The organism is Dactylosporangium sp. NPDC049742, assembly GCF_040674675.1.
Taxonomy (GTDB): domain Bacteria; phylum Actinomycetota; class Actinomycetes; order Mycobacteriales; family Micromonosporaceae; genus Dactylosporangium; species Dactylosporangium maewongense.
In genome coordinates this window covers 518,763-533,508 of sequence record NZ_JBFANF010000001.1, presented here as the reverse complement: position 1 = coordinate 533,508, position 14,746 = coordinate 518,763, and the positions used below count along the sequence as shown (strand labels likewise).

11 protein-coding genes and 1 pseudogene are annotated in these 14,746 nt (G+C 70.5%); 2 read left to right on the top strand and 10 right to left on the bottom strand.

Annotation, left to right across the window (positions count from 1 at the left end):
- Window positions 1-3: 3 nt before the first annotated feature.
- The 7 genes from AB0J72_RS02420 to AB0J72_RS02390 form a co-directional block, all read right to left on the bottom strand.
- A complete protein-coding gene (locus tag AB0J72_RS02420; RefSeq protein ID WP_363393547.1) occupies window positions 4-1,437 on the bottom strand; it encodes an FGGY family carbohydrate kinase in 1,434 nt (477 codons plus the stop codon).
- Window positions 1,430-2,392 (bottom strand): transketolase C-terminal domain-containing protein, encoded by a 963-nt coding sequence (locus tag AB0J72_RS02415; protein WP_344508315.1) that lies wholly within the window; start codon window positions 2,390-2,392, stop codon window positions 1,430-1,432. Before AB0J72_RS02415 ends, AB0J72_RS02420 begins: the two co-directional genes overlap by 8 nt.
- On the bottom strand, window positions 2,389-3,270 hold the full coding sequence (locus AB0J72_RS02410; protein WP_363393545.1) for a transketolase: 882 nt from the start codon (window positions 3,268-3,270) through the stop codon (window positions 2,389-2,391). Before AB0J72_RS02410 ends, AB0J72_RS02415 begins: the two co-directional genes overlap by 4 nt.
- Window positions 3,271-3,348: 78 nt before the next feature.
- Window positions 3,349-4,347: a D-ribose ABC transporter substrate-binding protein gene (locus AB0J72_RS02405; RefSeq protein WP_363393543.1), complete on the bottom strand. Its 999-nt coding sequence runs from the start codon at window positions 4,345-4,347 to the stop codon at window positions 3,349-3,351.
- A 64-nt stretch (window positions 4,348-4,411) separates the two neighbouring features.
- Window positions 4,412-5,488, bottom strand: coding sequence for an ABC transporter permease (locus tag AB0J72_RS02400; protein WP_363393541.1), 1,077 nt, complete (start codon window positions 5,486-5,488; stop codon window positions 4,412-4,414).
- A complete protein-coding gene (locus tag AB0J72_RS02395) occupies window positions 5,485-7,011 on the bottom strand; it encodes a sugar ABC transporter ATP-binding protein (protein WP_363393539.1) in 1,527 nt (508 codons plus the stop codon). Before AB0J72_RS02395 ends, AB0J72_RS02400 begins: the two co-directional genes overlap by 4 nt.
- Window positions 7,008-7,673 (bottom strand): DUF2291 domain-containing protein, encoded by a 666-nt coding sequence (locus AB0J72_RS02390; RefSeq protein ID WP_363393537.1) that lies wholly within the window; start codon window positions 7,671-7,673, stop codon window positions 7,008-7,010. Before AB0J72_RS02390 ends, AB0J72_RS02395 begins: the two co-directional genes overlap by 4 nt.
- A 167-nt stretch (window positions 7,674-7,840) precedes the next feature.
- Between AB0J72_RS02390 and AB0J72_RS02385 the strand changes: the two genes are divergently transcribed.
- Complete coding sequence (locus AB0J72_RS02385) at window positions 7,841-8,839, top strand: sugar-binding transcriptional regulator (protein WP_363393535.1); 999 nt, start codon at window positions 7,841-7,843, stop codon at window positions 8,837-8,839.
- 64 nt (window positions 8,840-8,903) lie between these two features.
- On the opposite strand, the gene AB0J72_RS02380 is transcribed toward AB0J72_RS02385, so the two are convergent.
- The 3 genes and pseudogenes from AB0J72_RS02380 to AB0J72_RS02370 form a co-directional block, all read right to left on the bottom strand.
- Window positions 8,904-10,514 (bottom strand): nucleoside hydrolase-like domain-containing protein, encoded by a 1,611-nt coding sequence (locus AB0J72_RS02380; RefSeq protein WP_363393533.1) that lies wholly within the window; start codon window positions 10,512-10,514, stop codon window positions 8,904-8,906.
- Between the two features lie 133 nt (window positions 10,515-10,647).
- The gene (locus tag AB0J72_RS02375; RefSeq protein ID WP_363393942.1) at window positions 10,648-11,091 is read right to left on the bottom strand and encodes a hypothetical protein; all 444 of its coding nucleotides are present in this window, start codon (window positions 11,089-11,091) and stop codon (window positions 10,648-10,650) included.
- A gap of 48 nt (window positions 11,092-11,139) precedes the next feature.
- Window positions 11,140-12,237 (bottom strand): annotated as a pseudogene (locus AB0J72_RS02370) (DUF1593 domain-containing protein); the annotation flags it as partial.
- 565 nt (window positions 12,238-12,802) lie between these two features.
- Here AB0J72_RS02370 and AB0J72_RS02365 point away from each other — a divergent pair.
- Window positions 12,803-14,737 carry a S8 family serine peptidase gene (locus AB0J72_RS02365; RefSeq protein ID WP_363393531.1) on the top strand — a complete coding sequence of 645 codons (1,935 nt, stop codon included), beginning with the start codon at window positions 12,803-12,805 and terminating at the stop codon, window positions 14,735-14,737.
- Window positions 14,738-14,746 lie beyond the last annotated feature (9 nt).

Genomic DNA, 14,746 nt, shown 5'->3' with positions numbered 1-14,746 from the left:
GGATCAGCTCCCGAGGTGGTGTGCGGACGGGGTGGATGCTCGCTCGACGGCCTGGCGCCATCCGGAGCGGAGCTCGGCGGCGGCGGTGCCGCGCGGAGCGAAGTCGTCGTAGGCGACACCGGTCGACGGGGCGCCGGCCGGCCAGAGTCCGGCGGCGCGGCCCGCGAGGTGGGCGGCGCCGAGCGCGGAGAGGTTCGCGGTCCGGGCCCTGCGCACCGGCACGCCGGCGAGGTCGGCCTGGATCTGCATGAGCTGGTCGTTGCCGCTGGCGCCGCCGTCGGCGAGCAGGCATCCGGCGCTGCCGATGGCGTCGACGACGTCGGTCACCTGGTGCGCGATCGACTCGATCGCCGCCCGGGCCAGCTGCGCCGCGCCGGCGCCGAAGGTGAGGCCGGTGATCGTGCCGGTGGCGGTGTCGTCCCACCACGGTGCGGCGAGGCCGCCGAACGCCGGCACCAGCTGGACGCCGTCGCTGGAGGCGGTCTCGGCCAGCGCGGCGATCCGCTCGGGCGTGGTGTCGAGCAGGTCGGCCAGCCACGTGATCGTCGCGCCGCTGGAGCGGATGTTGCCCTCGGCGGCGAGCCGGGCGCCGGGATCGCCCCAGGCGACGGTCACGCAGACGTCCTCGCCGGGGTCCGGTGCCGTGTCGGGCAGCAGCCGCATGACCGACGATCCGGTCCCGTAGGTGACCTTGACGCCGTCCGCGGCCCGGGGACCGTGGGCGTAGAGGGCAGCGTGGGAGTCGCCGAGCACGGCGGTGATCGGCAGACCGGCGAGGATCCCGCCGTGCTTGCCGATCGTGCCGAGGTCGCCGGCCGAGGCCACGATCTCGGGCAGGGCGCTCGCGGGGACGCCGAACAGGTCCAGGAGGTCGCTGCTCCAGCTCGCCGAGTGCACGTCGAGCAGTTGCGTACGCGACGCGTTGCCGACCTCGATGCGGTGCTCGCCGGTCAGGGCGTACAGCAGCCAGGCGTCGATCGTGCCGACGGCGGCGTCCGGTGCCCGCTCGAGCAGCCACCGCAGCTTGGCCGCGCTGAACATGGGGTCCAGCGGCAGCCCGCTGACCGCCCGGACCGGCTCGTCGTGCCCGCCGGCCCGCAGCTCGTCGCAGAACGCCTGGGCGCGCTGGTCCTGCCAGCCGAGGACCGGCCCGGCCGGCCGGCCGGTGTGCCGGTCCCAGACGACGGCCGACTCGCGCTGCGTGCTCAGCCCGACCGCGACGACCGTGTCGAGGGCGACGCCGTCGAGACACTCGGCGGCGGCCCGCGACACGCTGTCGAGGATGTCGTCGGCGTCCTGCTCCACCCACCCTGGCCGGGGGTAGCGGATGCCGACCGGAGCGGAGCCGGCGCGCACGACCGCCCCGCTCCTGTCGACCAGCAGGCACTTGGTCGAGCTGGTGCCCTGGTCGATCGCGAGGATCAGGTCCTCAGGCATCGGAGCGGGCGAGGGTGACGGCGGCGGCCCGGATCTCCGCGGCGGTGAGGCCGAAGTGCTCGAGCAGCATGGCCGTGTCGCCGGTCGGCGCGAACTGGCGCGGGACGCCGAGCATCCGCATCGGCACGGGCCGGCGGTCCGCCACGACGATCGCGGCCACGGCCGCGCCGAGCCCGCCGGTGACGGTGGCTTCCTCGGCGGTCACGATCGCGCGCGTCTCGCGGGCCGCGCGGCGGATCGCCATCTCGTCCAGCGGCGCGATGGTGGACATGTTGAGCACGCGCACGGAGACGCCTTCCGCCGCGGCCTGCTCAGCCGCCTGCAGCGCCCGGGAGACCATCGTGCCGGTGGCCACCACCGTGACGTCGTCACCGTCGCGCAGGCAGGTCGACTGGCCGTAGGTGAACGGGTGGTCGCCGGTCACGGCCGGCACCTTGAACCGGCCGATCCGCAGGAAGACGGGGGTGCGGGCGCCGGCGGCCCACCGCACGGCGGCCCGGGTCTCGGCCGGGTCCGCGGGGACCACGATGCCGAGGCCGGCGATGGCCCGCAGCCACGCCAGGTCCTCGATCGAGTGGTGGGTGGGGCCGAGCTCGCCGTACGCCATGCCGGGGCTCATCCCGCACAGCACGACCGGCGACTCGCTGTACGCGACGTCGGCCTTGATCTGCTCCAGCGCGCGGCCGGTCAGGAACGGCGCGGCCGCGCACACGAACGGGATGTAGCCGCTGAGCGCGAGCCCGGCGCCGACGCCGACCATGTCCTGCTCGGCGATGCCGACGTTGATGAGCCGGTCCGGGAACTCCTTGGCGAAGCCGCCGAGGTTGCTGGAGCCGACCGAGTCGTTGCAGACGGCCACGATGCGCTCGTCGGCGCGGGCCAGCTCGAGCAGCTCCTCGGCGAAGGCGACGCGGCAGTCGTAGGTCTGCGCGTCCGTCTCGACGACCGCGCTCATCGGGCCAGCTCCGCCACGGCCGCGCTGATCTGCTCCGCCGTGGGCACCTTGTGGTGCCATTCGACGCGGTCTTCCATGAACGAGACGCCTCTTCCCTTGATCGTGTTGGCGATGACACAGGTGGGCCGGTCGCCGCGGGTGGCGGTGAACGCCTCCAGCAGCGCCAGGTGGTCGTGGCCGTCGACCGTCACGACGTCCCAGCCGAAGCTGCGCCACTTGTCGTCCAGCGGGTCGAGCGCGCTGGTGTCCTCGGTGCGCGCGCCCTGCTGGAGGCGGTTGCGGTCGACCACGGCGGTGAGGTTCGTCAGCCGCCGGTGCCCGGCCGTCATCGCGGCCTCCCAGTTGCTGCCTTCCTGCAGCTCCCCGTCGCCGAGCACGACAAACACCTGCCGGGCCGAGCTGTCGAGCCGCGCCGCCACCGCCATGCCGACCGCCACCGGCAGGCCATGCCCGAGCGGGCCGGTGTTGGTCTCCACGCCCGGCACCTTCACCCGGTTCGGGTGACCGTTGAGCGCCGAGTGGGGGGCGGCAAAGGTCTCGAGCTCGTGGGCGCCGAAGAACCCCGCCGCCGCGAGGGTGGCGTAGAGCGCGCCCGCGGTGTGGCCCTTGCTGAGCACGAGCCGGTCGCGGTCGGTCCAGTCCGGTCGCTCCGGGTCGACGCGCAGGACGGCGAAGAACAGGGTGGTGAGAATGTCGAGGACGGACATGTCGCCGCCCACGTGCCCCAGCCCGGCACGGCTGATCATCGCCAGGTCGGTGGTGCGGGACTGGTTGGCCCGGCGCCGCAGCATCTCACGGCGGTGTTCGGGCTCGGCGTCGGCGAGTTCCTTCCGGAATCGGCGCCAGGCGGCGGCGGCCGAAGAGTCGGCGACCAGCATGGGAGTCCTCTCGTTTCTGCTGTGGTGACCGTTCGAGCCGGGCGGGCCCGGGTCCCTGGGCCCGCCCGGTGCAGCACGTCAGGAGCCTGCGACGGCGAAGGCGTTGACCTGCTTGGCGTTGTCGGCGTTGACCAGCACGCAGTCCACCGACTGCTTCTCGGGCTGGCTCGCCTTGCCGTTCTTGATGTAGTAGTCGGCCTGGTCGACGGCCATCTGGGAGATCTTGCTGGCCGGCTGGAGCACGGTGGCCTTGATGCCGTCCTTGAGGATCGAGGCGACGACGTCGGGGCTGCCGTCGAAGCCGACGACGACGATGTCCTTGCGGTTGGCGGCCTGGATGGCGGCGTACGCGCCGAGCGCCATCGTGTCGTTGCCGGCGATGATGCCCTTGATGTCCGGGTGGGCCTGCAGGATCGTCTGGGTCTTGGTCAGCGCCTCGGCCTGATCCCAGTTCGCGCTCTGCTGCGCGACCATCTTCATGTCCGGGTACTGGTCCAGCACGCCGTGGTAGCCCTGGGAGCGCACGCCGGCGTTGGTGTCGGTGGCCTTGCCGGTCAGCTCCGCGTAGTTGCCCTTGTTGCCCATCACCTTGGCGAACTCCTGGCCGCCGAGGCCGGCGCCCTGGGCGTTGTTGGCCACGATCTGGGCGACCGCGACGCCGGTCTTGTTGATCTCACGGTCGATGAGGAAGGTCGGGATCTTCGCGTCCTTGGCCCGCTGGATGGCGCTCACCGACGAGTCGGCACCCGCGTTGTCGAGGATGATCGCGGCCGCCTTGCGCGAGATCGCGGTGTCGATCTCCTGGCTCTGCTTGGTCGGGTCGTCGTCGTGGCTGAGCACGAGCGTGTCGTAGCCGAGCTTCTTCGCCTGGGCGGCCGCGGCGTCCTGCTCGGCCTTGAAGAAGACGTTGTCCGGCGAGGGCGTGATGATGACGATCAGCTTGCTGCCGCCGGCGGCGGGAGCGCCGCTCGCCGACGAGGAGGTGTCGGACGACCCGCCGCCGCACGCGGCGAGGGTGAGCAGGGCGGCAACGCCGACGGGCAGTGCGAAGCGGCGCAGGGCCGAGGGTGTCTTCATCGGGGGAACCTTTCGGTGGGGAGGCGGGTTGGCGTGACTGATGGGTTGGTGTGACGGGTGTCGATCAGGCGGTGCGTTTGGCCAGCCGGGTTTGCAGCCCCTGCTGCGCCTGCTCGGCGACGATCGCGAGGATGATCACGGCGCCCTTGACCACCGACTGCCAGAAGGTGGAGACGCCGACCAGGACCAGGCCGTCGCTGAGGAAGCCGATGACGAAGGCGCCCATGACAGTGCCGACGATCGTGCCGCGCCCGCCGCTGAGGGCGGTGCCGCCCAGGACGGCCGCGGCGATCGCGTTGAGCTCGTAGGTGGTGGCGGTGTCGGGGTACGCCGCCCCGAGCTCGGACGTGAGCAGCAGGCCGGCCAGCGCGGCGCAGGCACCGGAGATCACGTACACGGCGATCTTGACGCGCTTGACCCGGATGCCGGACAGCACCGCGGCGCGCTCGTTGCCACCGACGGCGAAGACCCGCCGGCCGAAGGGGGTGCGGGTGGTCACGACGATCGCCGCCACCGCGACGGCCACCATGATCCACACCGCGACCGGGATGCCGAGCAGGCTGTCCACGCCGATGAAGTGGAAGCCCTCGTTGCCACGACCGGGCGTGCCGGCCAGGTCCGGGTAGGTGCCGCCGTTGCTCAGCAGCTGCGCGACGCCCCGGGCTACGTAGAGCATGCCGAGCGTGGCGATGAACGGTGCCACCTTGAACCGGGTGACCAGCACCGCGTTGAGGCCGCCGACCAGCGCGCCGACGGCGATGCCGATGACGATGACCACCGCGACGGAGAAGAACAGCGTGCCGCCCGGCACGTGCAGTCCCTTGAACAGCAACCCGCCCGCGATCATGCTCGCCAGCCCGGCGATCGAGCCGACGGACAGGTCGATGCCGCCGGTCAGGATCACGAAGGTGACGCCGATGGCCAGGATGGCGTTGATCGCCACGTGCTTGGTCATCAGGATCAGGTTGCTCTGCGTCAGGTACTCCGACGAGATGGCGCTGAAGACGATCACCAGCGCCACCAGCACGATCAGCGTCCGGCCGCGCAGCAGGAGCAGCGCCGCCGAGGCGAACCGCGAGCCCGTGGGGGGCGTTTGTCTGGCGGAGACGGGATCGGACTTCGCGACGTCCGTGTCGATCATGGTTGTACCTCCAGGACGCTGTCGGATGCGGAGGCGCCGACCAGGGCCTCCTCGGTGACGTTCGCGGCGGTGAACTCGGCCGTGATCCGGCCCCGGGCCATCACCAGCACCCGGTTCGCCATGGCGATCACCTCGGCGAGTTCCGAGGAGATGAACAGCACGCCCATGCCTTCGGCGGCCAGCCGGGACATCAGGGCGGCGATCTGTGCCTTCGCGCCCACGTCGATGCCCCGGGTCGGCTCGTCGAGCAGCAGCACGACCGGCTCGGTGAGCAGCGCCCGGGCGAGCACGACCTTCTGCTGGTTGCCGCCGCTGAGCGCGGTGACCGCGGCGGACAGCCCCGGGATCTTGATGCGCAGGTCGCTGACCTGACCGGCCGCGATGCGCTGCTCGGCGGACGTGGAGAGCAACCCGGCGCGGCTGACCCGGTCGACCGTGGCGAGCAGGATGTTGTCGCGCACGGACATGGTCTGCACCAGGCCGTCGCGCTGCCGGTCCTCCGGCACCAGCGCCAGCCCGGCGGCCAGGCGGGCCTGCACGGTGGCCTCGGCGGCGAGCTTGCCGCGCACGCGCACCTCGCCGGCGGCGGCGCGGCGCGCACCCATCAGCGCCTCGACGAGCTCGGTGCGGCCGGCGCCCATCAGCCCGTAGATGCCGACGACCTCACCGGCGCGCAGCGTGAACGACACGTCGTCGACGAGCGGGCGCACCGTCCCGGGCACGGTGAGGTGGCGGACGTCGAGCAGCACGTCGCCGACCGGCGCGTCGCTGTGCTCGTACAGCGAGTCGGGGTCCCGCCCGACCATCTGCCGCACGATCCACCCGGTGTCGGTGTTGCTCATGGACTCGTGCGCGACCAGGCTGCCGTCGCGCAGGACCGTCACCCAGTCGCCGATGCGGCGGAACTCGTCGAGCTTGTGCGAGATGTAGATGATCGTCACGTTGCGTTCGCGCAGGTCGGCCATCACGTCGAACAGGACGTCGACCTCGTGGTTGGACAGGGCCGAGGTCGGCTCGTCCATGATCAGGACCCGGACGTCGGACAGCAGGCACCGGCCGATCTCGATCAGCTGCTGCTGGCCGATGGGCAGGTCACCGACGAGCGTGTCGGGATCCAGGTCCTGACCCAGGCGGCGCAGGACCTCGGCCGTCCGGCGCCGCTGGGCGGCGTCGTCGACGAAGCGGCCGCCCCGGCGCAGCTCGCGGCCGGCGAACATGTTCCGGGCGATGGACATGTTCGGGAAGAGACTGAGCTCCTGGTGGATGATCTCGATGCCGCGCGCCATCGCCTCGCGCGGGCTGCCGAGCTGCACCGGCTCGCCGTCCAGCAGGATCTCGCCGCGGGTGGGCTGCTCCGTGCCGGACAGGATCTTCATCAGCGTCGACTTGCCGGCGCCGTTCTCGCCGACCAGCACGTTGACTTTTCCGCGGTACGCCGTGAAGGTCACGTCCTTGAGCGCCCGCACGCCGCCGTACTCCTTGCCCACGCCCCGGGCGACGAGGATCTCGTCGGTGTCCGTCACGGCGTGACCTGCAGTTCGGTCGGGACCACCATGATCTGGTTCGGGGCCAGGGCCGAGAACGCCCCGTAGAAGCTGACCGTCTTGTCAGTGAGACCGCCGCGATCGACCTTGGCCACCACGTCGCTCTTGACCCGACTGTTGATCTCGTTGGCCACGTTGGCGTAGTCGATCTGGTTGGTGAAGTCGCCGAAGGAGATGAAGCCGACGCCGTCGCGGATCGCCGTGCCGGCGATGACGGGCCCGGTGGCCACGTACAGCGTGATCGGCTGGCCGCCGTCCTGGGCGATCTCGACGGTCACCGGCCCGGTCGGCGCGGACGTGTCGACCTTGACCACCTTGCCGGTGCCCTTGACCAGGAAGGCGTACGGGCTGCCGGTGCCGGCCTGGTGCCCGTACTGCTTGCCGGCAGCGTTGACGTCCTTGGCGACGGCCGCCGCGACGGTGGAGATGTCGACGGCGTTGTCGTGCACGGCCGGCACGATCTTCGACGTCCAGATGCCGTCGACGTAGGTCTTGGCATCGAACGCCGCCGCACCGCCCGGCCGGCCGCCGGCTTGCTGAGCTTCGTAGACGTACACGCCCGGCACGCGGCCGCACGCCGAAAGCACCGGCAGTGCAAGCAGGCCCACGATCGCGCACCGCAGCAGAAGAGTCACCCTCATGTTGAATATCCATTCAGTTGTGATTGGACATGCATGTACTGTGAACTTCCCATGTCGGGTTTGTCAACGGGTTGATTCGCCCTGGCAGGCGGCGGCGTCGGACTCCCGCTACCCCGGCCTGGCCGGTCTGGTTACGCTCTCGCTGAGGACGTTTGGAGGAGGCACCAGTGAGCCCGAGGCTCGACGCGAACGACGGCTCGGAGCCCTACGGGGTCGCTGCCGAACACATCCGGCTGCTGACCAAGGTCGCCCGCATGTACCACGAGCGCGGCGTGCGGCAGCCGCAGATCGCGGAGCTGTTGCACATCTCTCAGCCTCGCGTGTCGCGGCTGCTCAAGCAGGCGGTGGCGGCCGGCATCGTCCGCACCGTGGTGATCACTCCGCGCGGCGTGCACGCGGACCTGGAGGACGCCGTCGAGCAGCGGTACGGATTGAGCGAGGTCGTGGTCGCCGACAGCGCCGGGCAGACCGACGAGATCGCGGTGACCCGGTCGATCGCCGCCGCGGCCGCCGTCTACCTGGAGACCACCCTCAGCCGCAACGACCGGGTCGGCATCTCCTCGTGGAGCGCGACGCTGCTGGCCACCGTCGACGCCATGCACTCGGCCACGGGCCTCGCGACCGAGCGGGTGGTGCAGATCCTCGGCGGCGTGGGCACGAGCGCCGCGCAGAGCCAGGCGACGCGGCTCACCGGTGGGCTCGCCCGCCACACCCGGGCCGAGGCGGTCTACCTGGTCGCGCCCGGGCTCGTGGCGACGTCCGAGATGCGCCAGGGACTGGTGCGCGAGCCGAGCATCGCGGCCGTGCTGGACGCCTGGCAGGACCTCACCGTCGCGCTCGTCGGCGTGGGCAGCCTCGAGCCCTCCACCCTGCTGCGGCAGAGCGGCAATGCGATCGCGGAGCAGGAGGAGCAGCGGCTGCGCGAGCTCGGCGCGATCGGCGACGTGTGCATGCGCTTCTTCGACGAGCGCGGTCAGCACATCGCCTCGGACCTGGACGATCGGGTGCTGGGCATCGGCGCCGAGACCCTGAAGAAGGTGCCCCGCCGCATCGGGGTGGCCGGCGGCGAGCGCAAGTGGCGCTCCATCCGCGCGGCGCTGCTCGGCGGCTGGCTGAACGTGCTCATCACGGACCAGACCACGGCCGCCGAGCTCCTGCGCGACTGAGCCCGCAACCGGTTCTGTCGCGCGGCCCGCGGGCCGCGCGACAGAACCTGCTCGTGCGGTCCCGTCAGTGAACCGTCACGACCACCCGCGCGTAGCGGGTCATGGGCTTGCCGGCCTGGTCCTTGACCTCCAGGATCAGGTGGATGGTCTGCCCCGGCCGGGCGTCGGCCGGGACGGTGAAGGACGTGCGCAGGTCGGACGGGCCGGCGACGGCCACGGCGCCCGGGTAGGTGCCGGCCTCGCGGTACTGCCACCACGTGGTCGTGACCTTGTCACCGTCCGGGTCGGAGACGGCCGCGTCGAGGTTGACGCGCGCGCCGGGCTTGGCGGTGACGCTGGTGTTGCCCCGCAGCCGCACGACCGGCGGGTGGTTGGCGTCGGCGTACGACTTGGTCTGCCACTCGGAGCGCGCCGCCAGCTCCTCCTGCAGGGCGGGGATGAACCGGGTCTGCGCGTAGGCGACGTCGAAGCCCTCGCCGTACGGGCTGGCGTCCCGGACGCGGCTGGGCTCCAGGTCGTAGTTGCGCTGGTTGTACGCCTGGTCCTTGTTGGCGAGGTAGGACGGGAAGTCCGTCCAGCGGTGCTGCGAGACCTGGGTGAAGCGCCCGCCCCAGCCGCCGAAGCTCGGGTCCTCCCAGCTGCGCAGGCCGTTGTCCAGCAGCCCGAAGTAGCTCGGGGAGTCGCCCTCGGAGAGGAACTCCGTGGTGTTCGGGAACCGGTCCCCCGCGAGGACGTAGGCGTCCGCCGAGACGGGGTAGGTGCCCATCAGCGGGCCGGTGCGCATGGCGCCGACGTACGCCGGGCCGAAGTACGCGTCCTCCAGCGGCTTCGGGACCCGCGGGAGGCCCCTGGCGCCCTGGTAGCGGTACGTGTTGTAGGCGAAGCTCCAGAACTGGTCGCGGTTGACCGTGACGTTGAGGTCGGGCCAGTGCGGATCGATGTAGTCCTTGTACGTCTCGTCCTGGTCCAAGATGATGTAGACGTTCGCCTTGGCGACGACCTTGTTGTAGACCTTCTGCCAGTCCTTCGTGCCCTTGTACTGGTTCTCGATGGAGCGCAGCGCGGCGGCGATGGTGTTCGTCCCGCCCCACACCGGCAGGTACAGCGGACGCGGATCGTTGTCCAGCAGGGCCGCCTTGATGGCGTCGGAGCCCTCGGTGTCCTTCTGCATCTCACCGCGGTAGCTGATGTTGCCGACCTTGATCAGGCTGTTGAGATGCTCGACCGACGGGAACCGCGGGTCGTGCTTGCGCAGGTTGTCGAGCACGGCCTTGTAGCCGCCGCCCACGCCCTGGGGCCCGGTGCCGTTGACGATGTTCTGGAACACGTCGCTGCCGGCCCAGTTCGACGCCGGGATCGGCGGGTTCGCGGCCGGGTCGCCGGCCCAGTGGAACGTCGAGCTGGAGTAGATGACCGCTTCCAGGCTGTCGCTCAGGTCGTTCGCCTCGAGCAGCAGCCGGTGGAACGACGCGACGTCGTCGATCTCGGCGTCGCTGGTGACCATGATCCGGAACGGTGACTGGCCGCGCGCCACGGAAGTCCCGGCGGGGGTCTCCGTGGCGGCCGAGGCGGCGCCGGGCGCCGTGAGGGGTGTCAGGACGGCAAGGGCGGCGGCGAACGCCACGGCGCCACGGCGCAGGCGCTTGCCGCTCGGGGGTTGAACGGTCGGAGTCACAGAGAACCTCCATCAGTTCCCGGTATTCGCATGTACATGCGAACACGAATAGGAATTCAAGAACGTTCATGGGTGCCGGGCCGGCGCGGACGCACACGACGTCCGCACCGACCTGGCTGTGGCGATCCGGTGGTCAGACGACCTGGATGAGCACCCGGTCGTAGCGGGTGAGCGGGAACTGACCGGAGTCGGTCCCCTGGAGGATGACGGAGATCGTCTGACCCGGCACCGCGTCGGCCGGGACCGTGACCGTCACGTGGTCGTGGCCGCCGCGGTCGGCGATCGCGACCTTGCCCGGGTAGGTGCCCTCCTCCTGGTACTGCCACCAGCTGGTCGCGACCTGATCCCCATCGGGGTCGTTGGCCACGCCGTTGAGGTTCACGACCGAGCCCGGCGCCGCCTTGACGGTGCCGTTGCCGGCGATCTTCAGTACGGGCGCGTGGTTGCCGGCGCGGTGGTCGCCGTCCAGGCTCCACTGGACCCGGGCCGCGAAGTCGTTCTGCGCGGCAGCGGCCCAGCGCAGCGTGGTGTAGGCCGAGACCGACGCGCCGGTCCCGTCCTTCTCGGTGCCGACCATGGTCCACAGGTTGGGCGAGGTGGTCGTCTGCACCGACCGGCCGCCCCAGCCGCCGAGGCCCGGGCTCGCCGGGTCCTGCAGGCCGGTGTGCAGCAGCGGGTTGAACGCGACGTTGTCGCCCTCGGAGAGGAAGTCGTACGGCGACAGCGGCTTGCACCAGCCGGTGGGGGCGAGCTTCGGGTCACCGAAGATGTCGAGCTGGTCGCCCGGCATCGCCTGCCCGTCCAACCAGGAGCGGTAGAGCGACCCCAGCGGGCCGACCTGGATGTTCGCCTTGATCCAGGCGCCGCTGAAGTACACCCGGTCCTGCGGCAGCCCGCGGGTGTTGCCCGCGCCGCGGCTGCAGTTGTAACCCCAGGTGGAGTAGCCGGCCTGCAGGTTCTCGACCCGCAGCTCCGGCCACACCGGCGCGATGTACTGCGCGTAGGTGTCGTCCTGGAAACCGCTGGCCAGGATCACCGCCTTCGTCGAGACGGCGGCCTTGACCTTGCTCCACTGCGGGGTGCCGGAGTACTGCTCCTCGATGGACTTGAGCGCCCGCGCGATCGTGCTCGTGCCGCCCCACGCCTGCAGGTACAGCGGCCGCGGGTCGTTGTCGAACAGGAGATCCCGGATCAGGTTCGACCCGTCGGTGTCGTGGTCCATCTCGTTCTCGAAGTCGATGTTGCCGACCTTGACCCGCGACAGCAGCTCGCCCGGCGTGGGGTAGTCCGGGTCGTGCTTCTTCAGGTTGGGGTAGACCTTGGCGTACCCGGCGAGGACGTCGTCCTGGATCGTGTTGGTGCCGGTCCAGCGCCACGACGTCTGCGGGGTCTTGTACTAGCGGCCCGGCAGGAAGAAGGTCGTGCCCTTCCCGTCACCGGCCCAGTGGTACCGGCCACTGGCGTAGACGATGCCCTGGGTGTCGACATCGTTGGTGTAGTACAGGTACCGGATCAGCGACGCGAGGTCGTCCTGCTCCATGTCGGTGGTGACGACGGTGCGTGGCTTCTGCGCCTGCTCCACACCCTGGCTCGCCGCGGCGACCGGCTGCGCGGTCACGCTCGCCGCGACCGCAAGTCCAGCGGTGGCCACCGCCGCCGCCAGCACCCGAAAGCGGTGCCGAGCACCAGGAGCCGAGCCGTCCCGGGGTCCGGACGTCTGCATAGCAGCTCCTCTCTAGTGAATATCTATTCACTATCGAATGGAATATCACCCGCCAGCAGTATTAGGTTTCGCTCCGATGTCGTCAAGATTTCGCACTCATGAGTGTTCACCCCGGTCACTGCCCGGGACGCCACTGACCAGCAACGATGCGCCCGTCCGGGCTCCGGTGACGCCGCATCGCGCGGTTCGGTGCTGGGTGCGAAAAGCCAGGTTGCATTTCGACAAGTAGCTTTTCGCAGGTCTATTGCATTGGCAGAAATGTCACTGAGTCGCGCCCGGGCGCGCTCGTGCACGCTCGCGGAAATAGGCGTTTCCGAGCGGTAGTGACCATCCGCCGTACAGACGAGTGAAATTTGTCTGACGACGCAAATACGATCACCGAACCCCTATCACAACACGGGGTCACCCCCCGTTTCGCAGGAGGCCAGGATTGAAATCCCGGTTACCCAGGTATGCCCTGTTTGCCGCAACAGCGGCAACAACCGTCATGGCGGGCGCAACAATCGCGCCAATGGCCGCGGCGGCCGAAACCACCGGCCCTAACCTCAGCTACGTCGTCAATGCGGTGAACAAGGATCGGACGGCGGACGCCGTCGCCGCCGTCACCGCGGCCGGCGGCACGGTGACGGTGTCGTACGCCCAGATCGGCGTGGTCATCGCACGCTCCACGAACCCCTCGTTCGTCCAGGCGGTGAAAGGCGCCGCCACCGGCGACGCCGTCCTCTCCGTCGGCGCGACCCGGACCGCGGCCCTGCCCGCCATGACCGAGGACACCGAGGCCGTCGAGGCCGCGGATGCCTACGCGCCGGACGCGATGGAGAACGCGACTCGGCAGAGCGACATGGTCCTCATCGGCGCGCGTGCGGCGCACGAGGCCAACCTCGGCAGCTCCACCGTCACGGTCGGCGTGCTCGACGACGGCATCGACGCCAACCACCAGGACCTCGCGCCGGTGGTGGACCAGTCGAAGTCCGTCAACTGCGTCGGCACCGGCGCTCCCGACACGACGCCGGGTGCGTGGCGGCCCACCAGCCTGACCGCCGACTACCACGGCACGCACGTGGCCGGGACCATCGCCTCGGCGAAGAACGGCGTCGGCATCGTCGGCGTCGCGCCCGGCGTGAAGCTGGCCTCCATCAAGGTGGTCAACTCCGACGGCTTCATCTACCCGGAGTACGCGATCTGCGGCTTCGTCTGGGCCGCCGAGCACGGCATCCAGGTCACGAACAACAGCTACTACATCGACCCGTGGCTGTACTGGTGCGAGAGCCAGTCCGACCAGGCGCCGGTCGTCGAGGCGGTCCGCCGCGCGGTGGACTACACCACCGCCCACGGCATCCTCAACGTGGCGGCGGCGGGCAACGAGAACCAGGACCTCGCCAACAAGACGGTGGACACGACGAGCCCCGACGACACCAACCCGGTGCGCCGCACGCTCGACCCGAGCTGCCTCGACCTGCCGGCCGAGCTGCCCGGCGTGGTGACGGTCTCCTCCACGACCCAGCCGACCGTCCCCGCGGCGGCCGTCGGCCCGTGGGCCCAGGGCCTGACCACGCAGCCGGCGCGGTCGTCCTTCTCGAGCTTCGGCCTCGGGGCCGTGGACGTGGCCGCACCCGGCTCGAGCATCTACTCCACGTCCCCCTCGACCGGGGTCAGCAGCTACCGCACGCTCTCGGGCACCTCGATGGCGTCGCCGCACGTGGCGGGCGTCGCCGCGCTGCTGGTGTCCAAGCACCCCGGTGCGACCCCGGACTACATCGCGGAACTCCTGCGCAAGCAGGCGATCCCGCTGGCCTGCCCCACCTCCGGCACCGACTTCACCCAGGGCCGGTGCAAGGTCGACCCGGCGAACCCGAACGTCAACGGCTTCTTCGGACACGGGCTGGTCAACGCGTACAAGGCCGTCACCGAGGCCGAGGACGTGACCGCGCCCACCGTGGCGGTCACCGGCGTCACCCAGGGCCAGCAGATCACGCTGGGCGTGTCCGTCACGCCTGGCTGCACGACGACCGACGCGGGCAGCGGCGTGGCGAAGTCCGCGACCCTGACCGTCACCGGCGGCCCGAAGGTCGGCTACTTCACCGCCACCTGCACCGGCGGCCGTGACCGCGCCGGCAACACGGCCACGCCGGTCAGCGTCACCTACCAGGTGGTGTACGGCTGGCGCGACTTCAGCTCGCCGATCAACGTCGACAAGCTCAACGTCGTCAAGGCCGGCAGCGCGGTCCCGGTGAAGTTCGGCCTCTCCGGCAACCAGGGCCTGAACATCTTCACCGGCGGCGCCCCCACCCTGCAGACGGTGGCCTGCGACACCTCCACCCCGCAGGACCCGGTCGAGACGACGGTGACGGCGGGGTCAAGCTCCCTGACCTACGACGCGGCAGCCGACCAGTACAACTACGTCTGGAAGACCCAGAAAACCCAGGCAAAGACGTGCGGCCAGCTGATCGTCACCCTGATCGACGGCACCACCCACACCGCAACCTTCATGTTCTCCTGACAATCCCCC

Excerpts from the sequence above, each read along its gene's own strand:
- AB0J72_RS02420 (WP_363393547.1), bottom strand. The coding sequence starts at position 1,437 with ATGCCTGAGGACCTGATCCTCGCGATCGACCAGGGCACCAGCTCGACC.
- AB0J72_RS02415 (WP_344508315.1), bottom strand. The coding sequence starts at position 2,392 with ATGAGCGCGGTCGTCGAGACGGACGCGCAGACCTACGACTGCCGCGTC.
- AB0J72_RS02410 (WP_363393545.1), bottom strand. The coding sequence starts at position 3,270 with ATGCTGGTCGCCGACTCTTCGGCCGCCGCCGCCTGGCGCCGATTCCGG.
- AB0J72_RS02405 (WP_363393543.1), bottom strand. The coding sequence starts at position 4,347 with ATGAAGACACCCTCGGCCCTGCGCCGCTTCGCACTGCCCGTCGGCGTT.
- AB0J72_RS02400 (WP_363393541.1), bottom strand. The coding sequence starts at position 5,488 with ATGATCGACACGGACGTCGCGAAGTCCGATCCCGTCTCCGCCAGACAA.
- AB0J72_RS02390 (WP_363393537.1), bottom strand. The coding sequence starts at position 7,673 with ATGAGGGTGACTCTTCTGCTGCGGTGCGCGATCGTGGGCCTGCTTGCA.
- AB0J72_RS02375 (WP_363393942.1), bottom strand. The coding sequence starts at position 11,091 with ATGGTCGGCACCGAGAAGGACGGGACCGGCGCGTCGGTCTCGGCCTAC.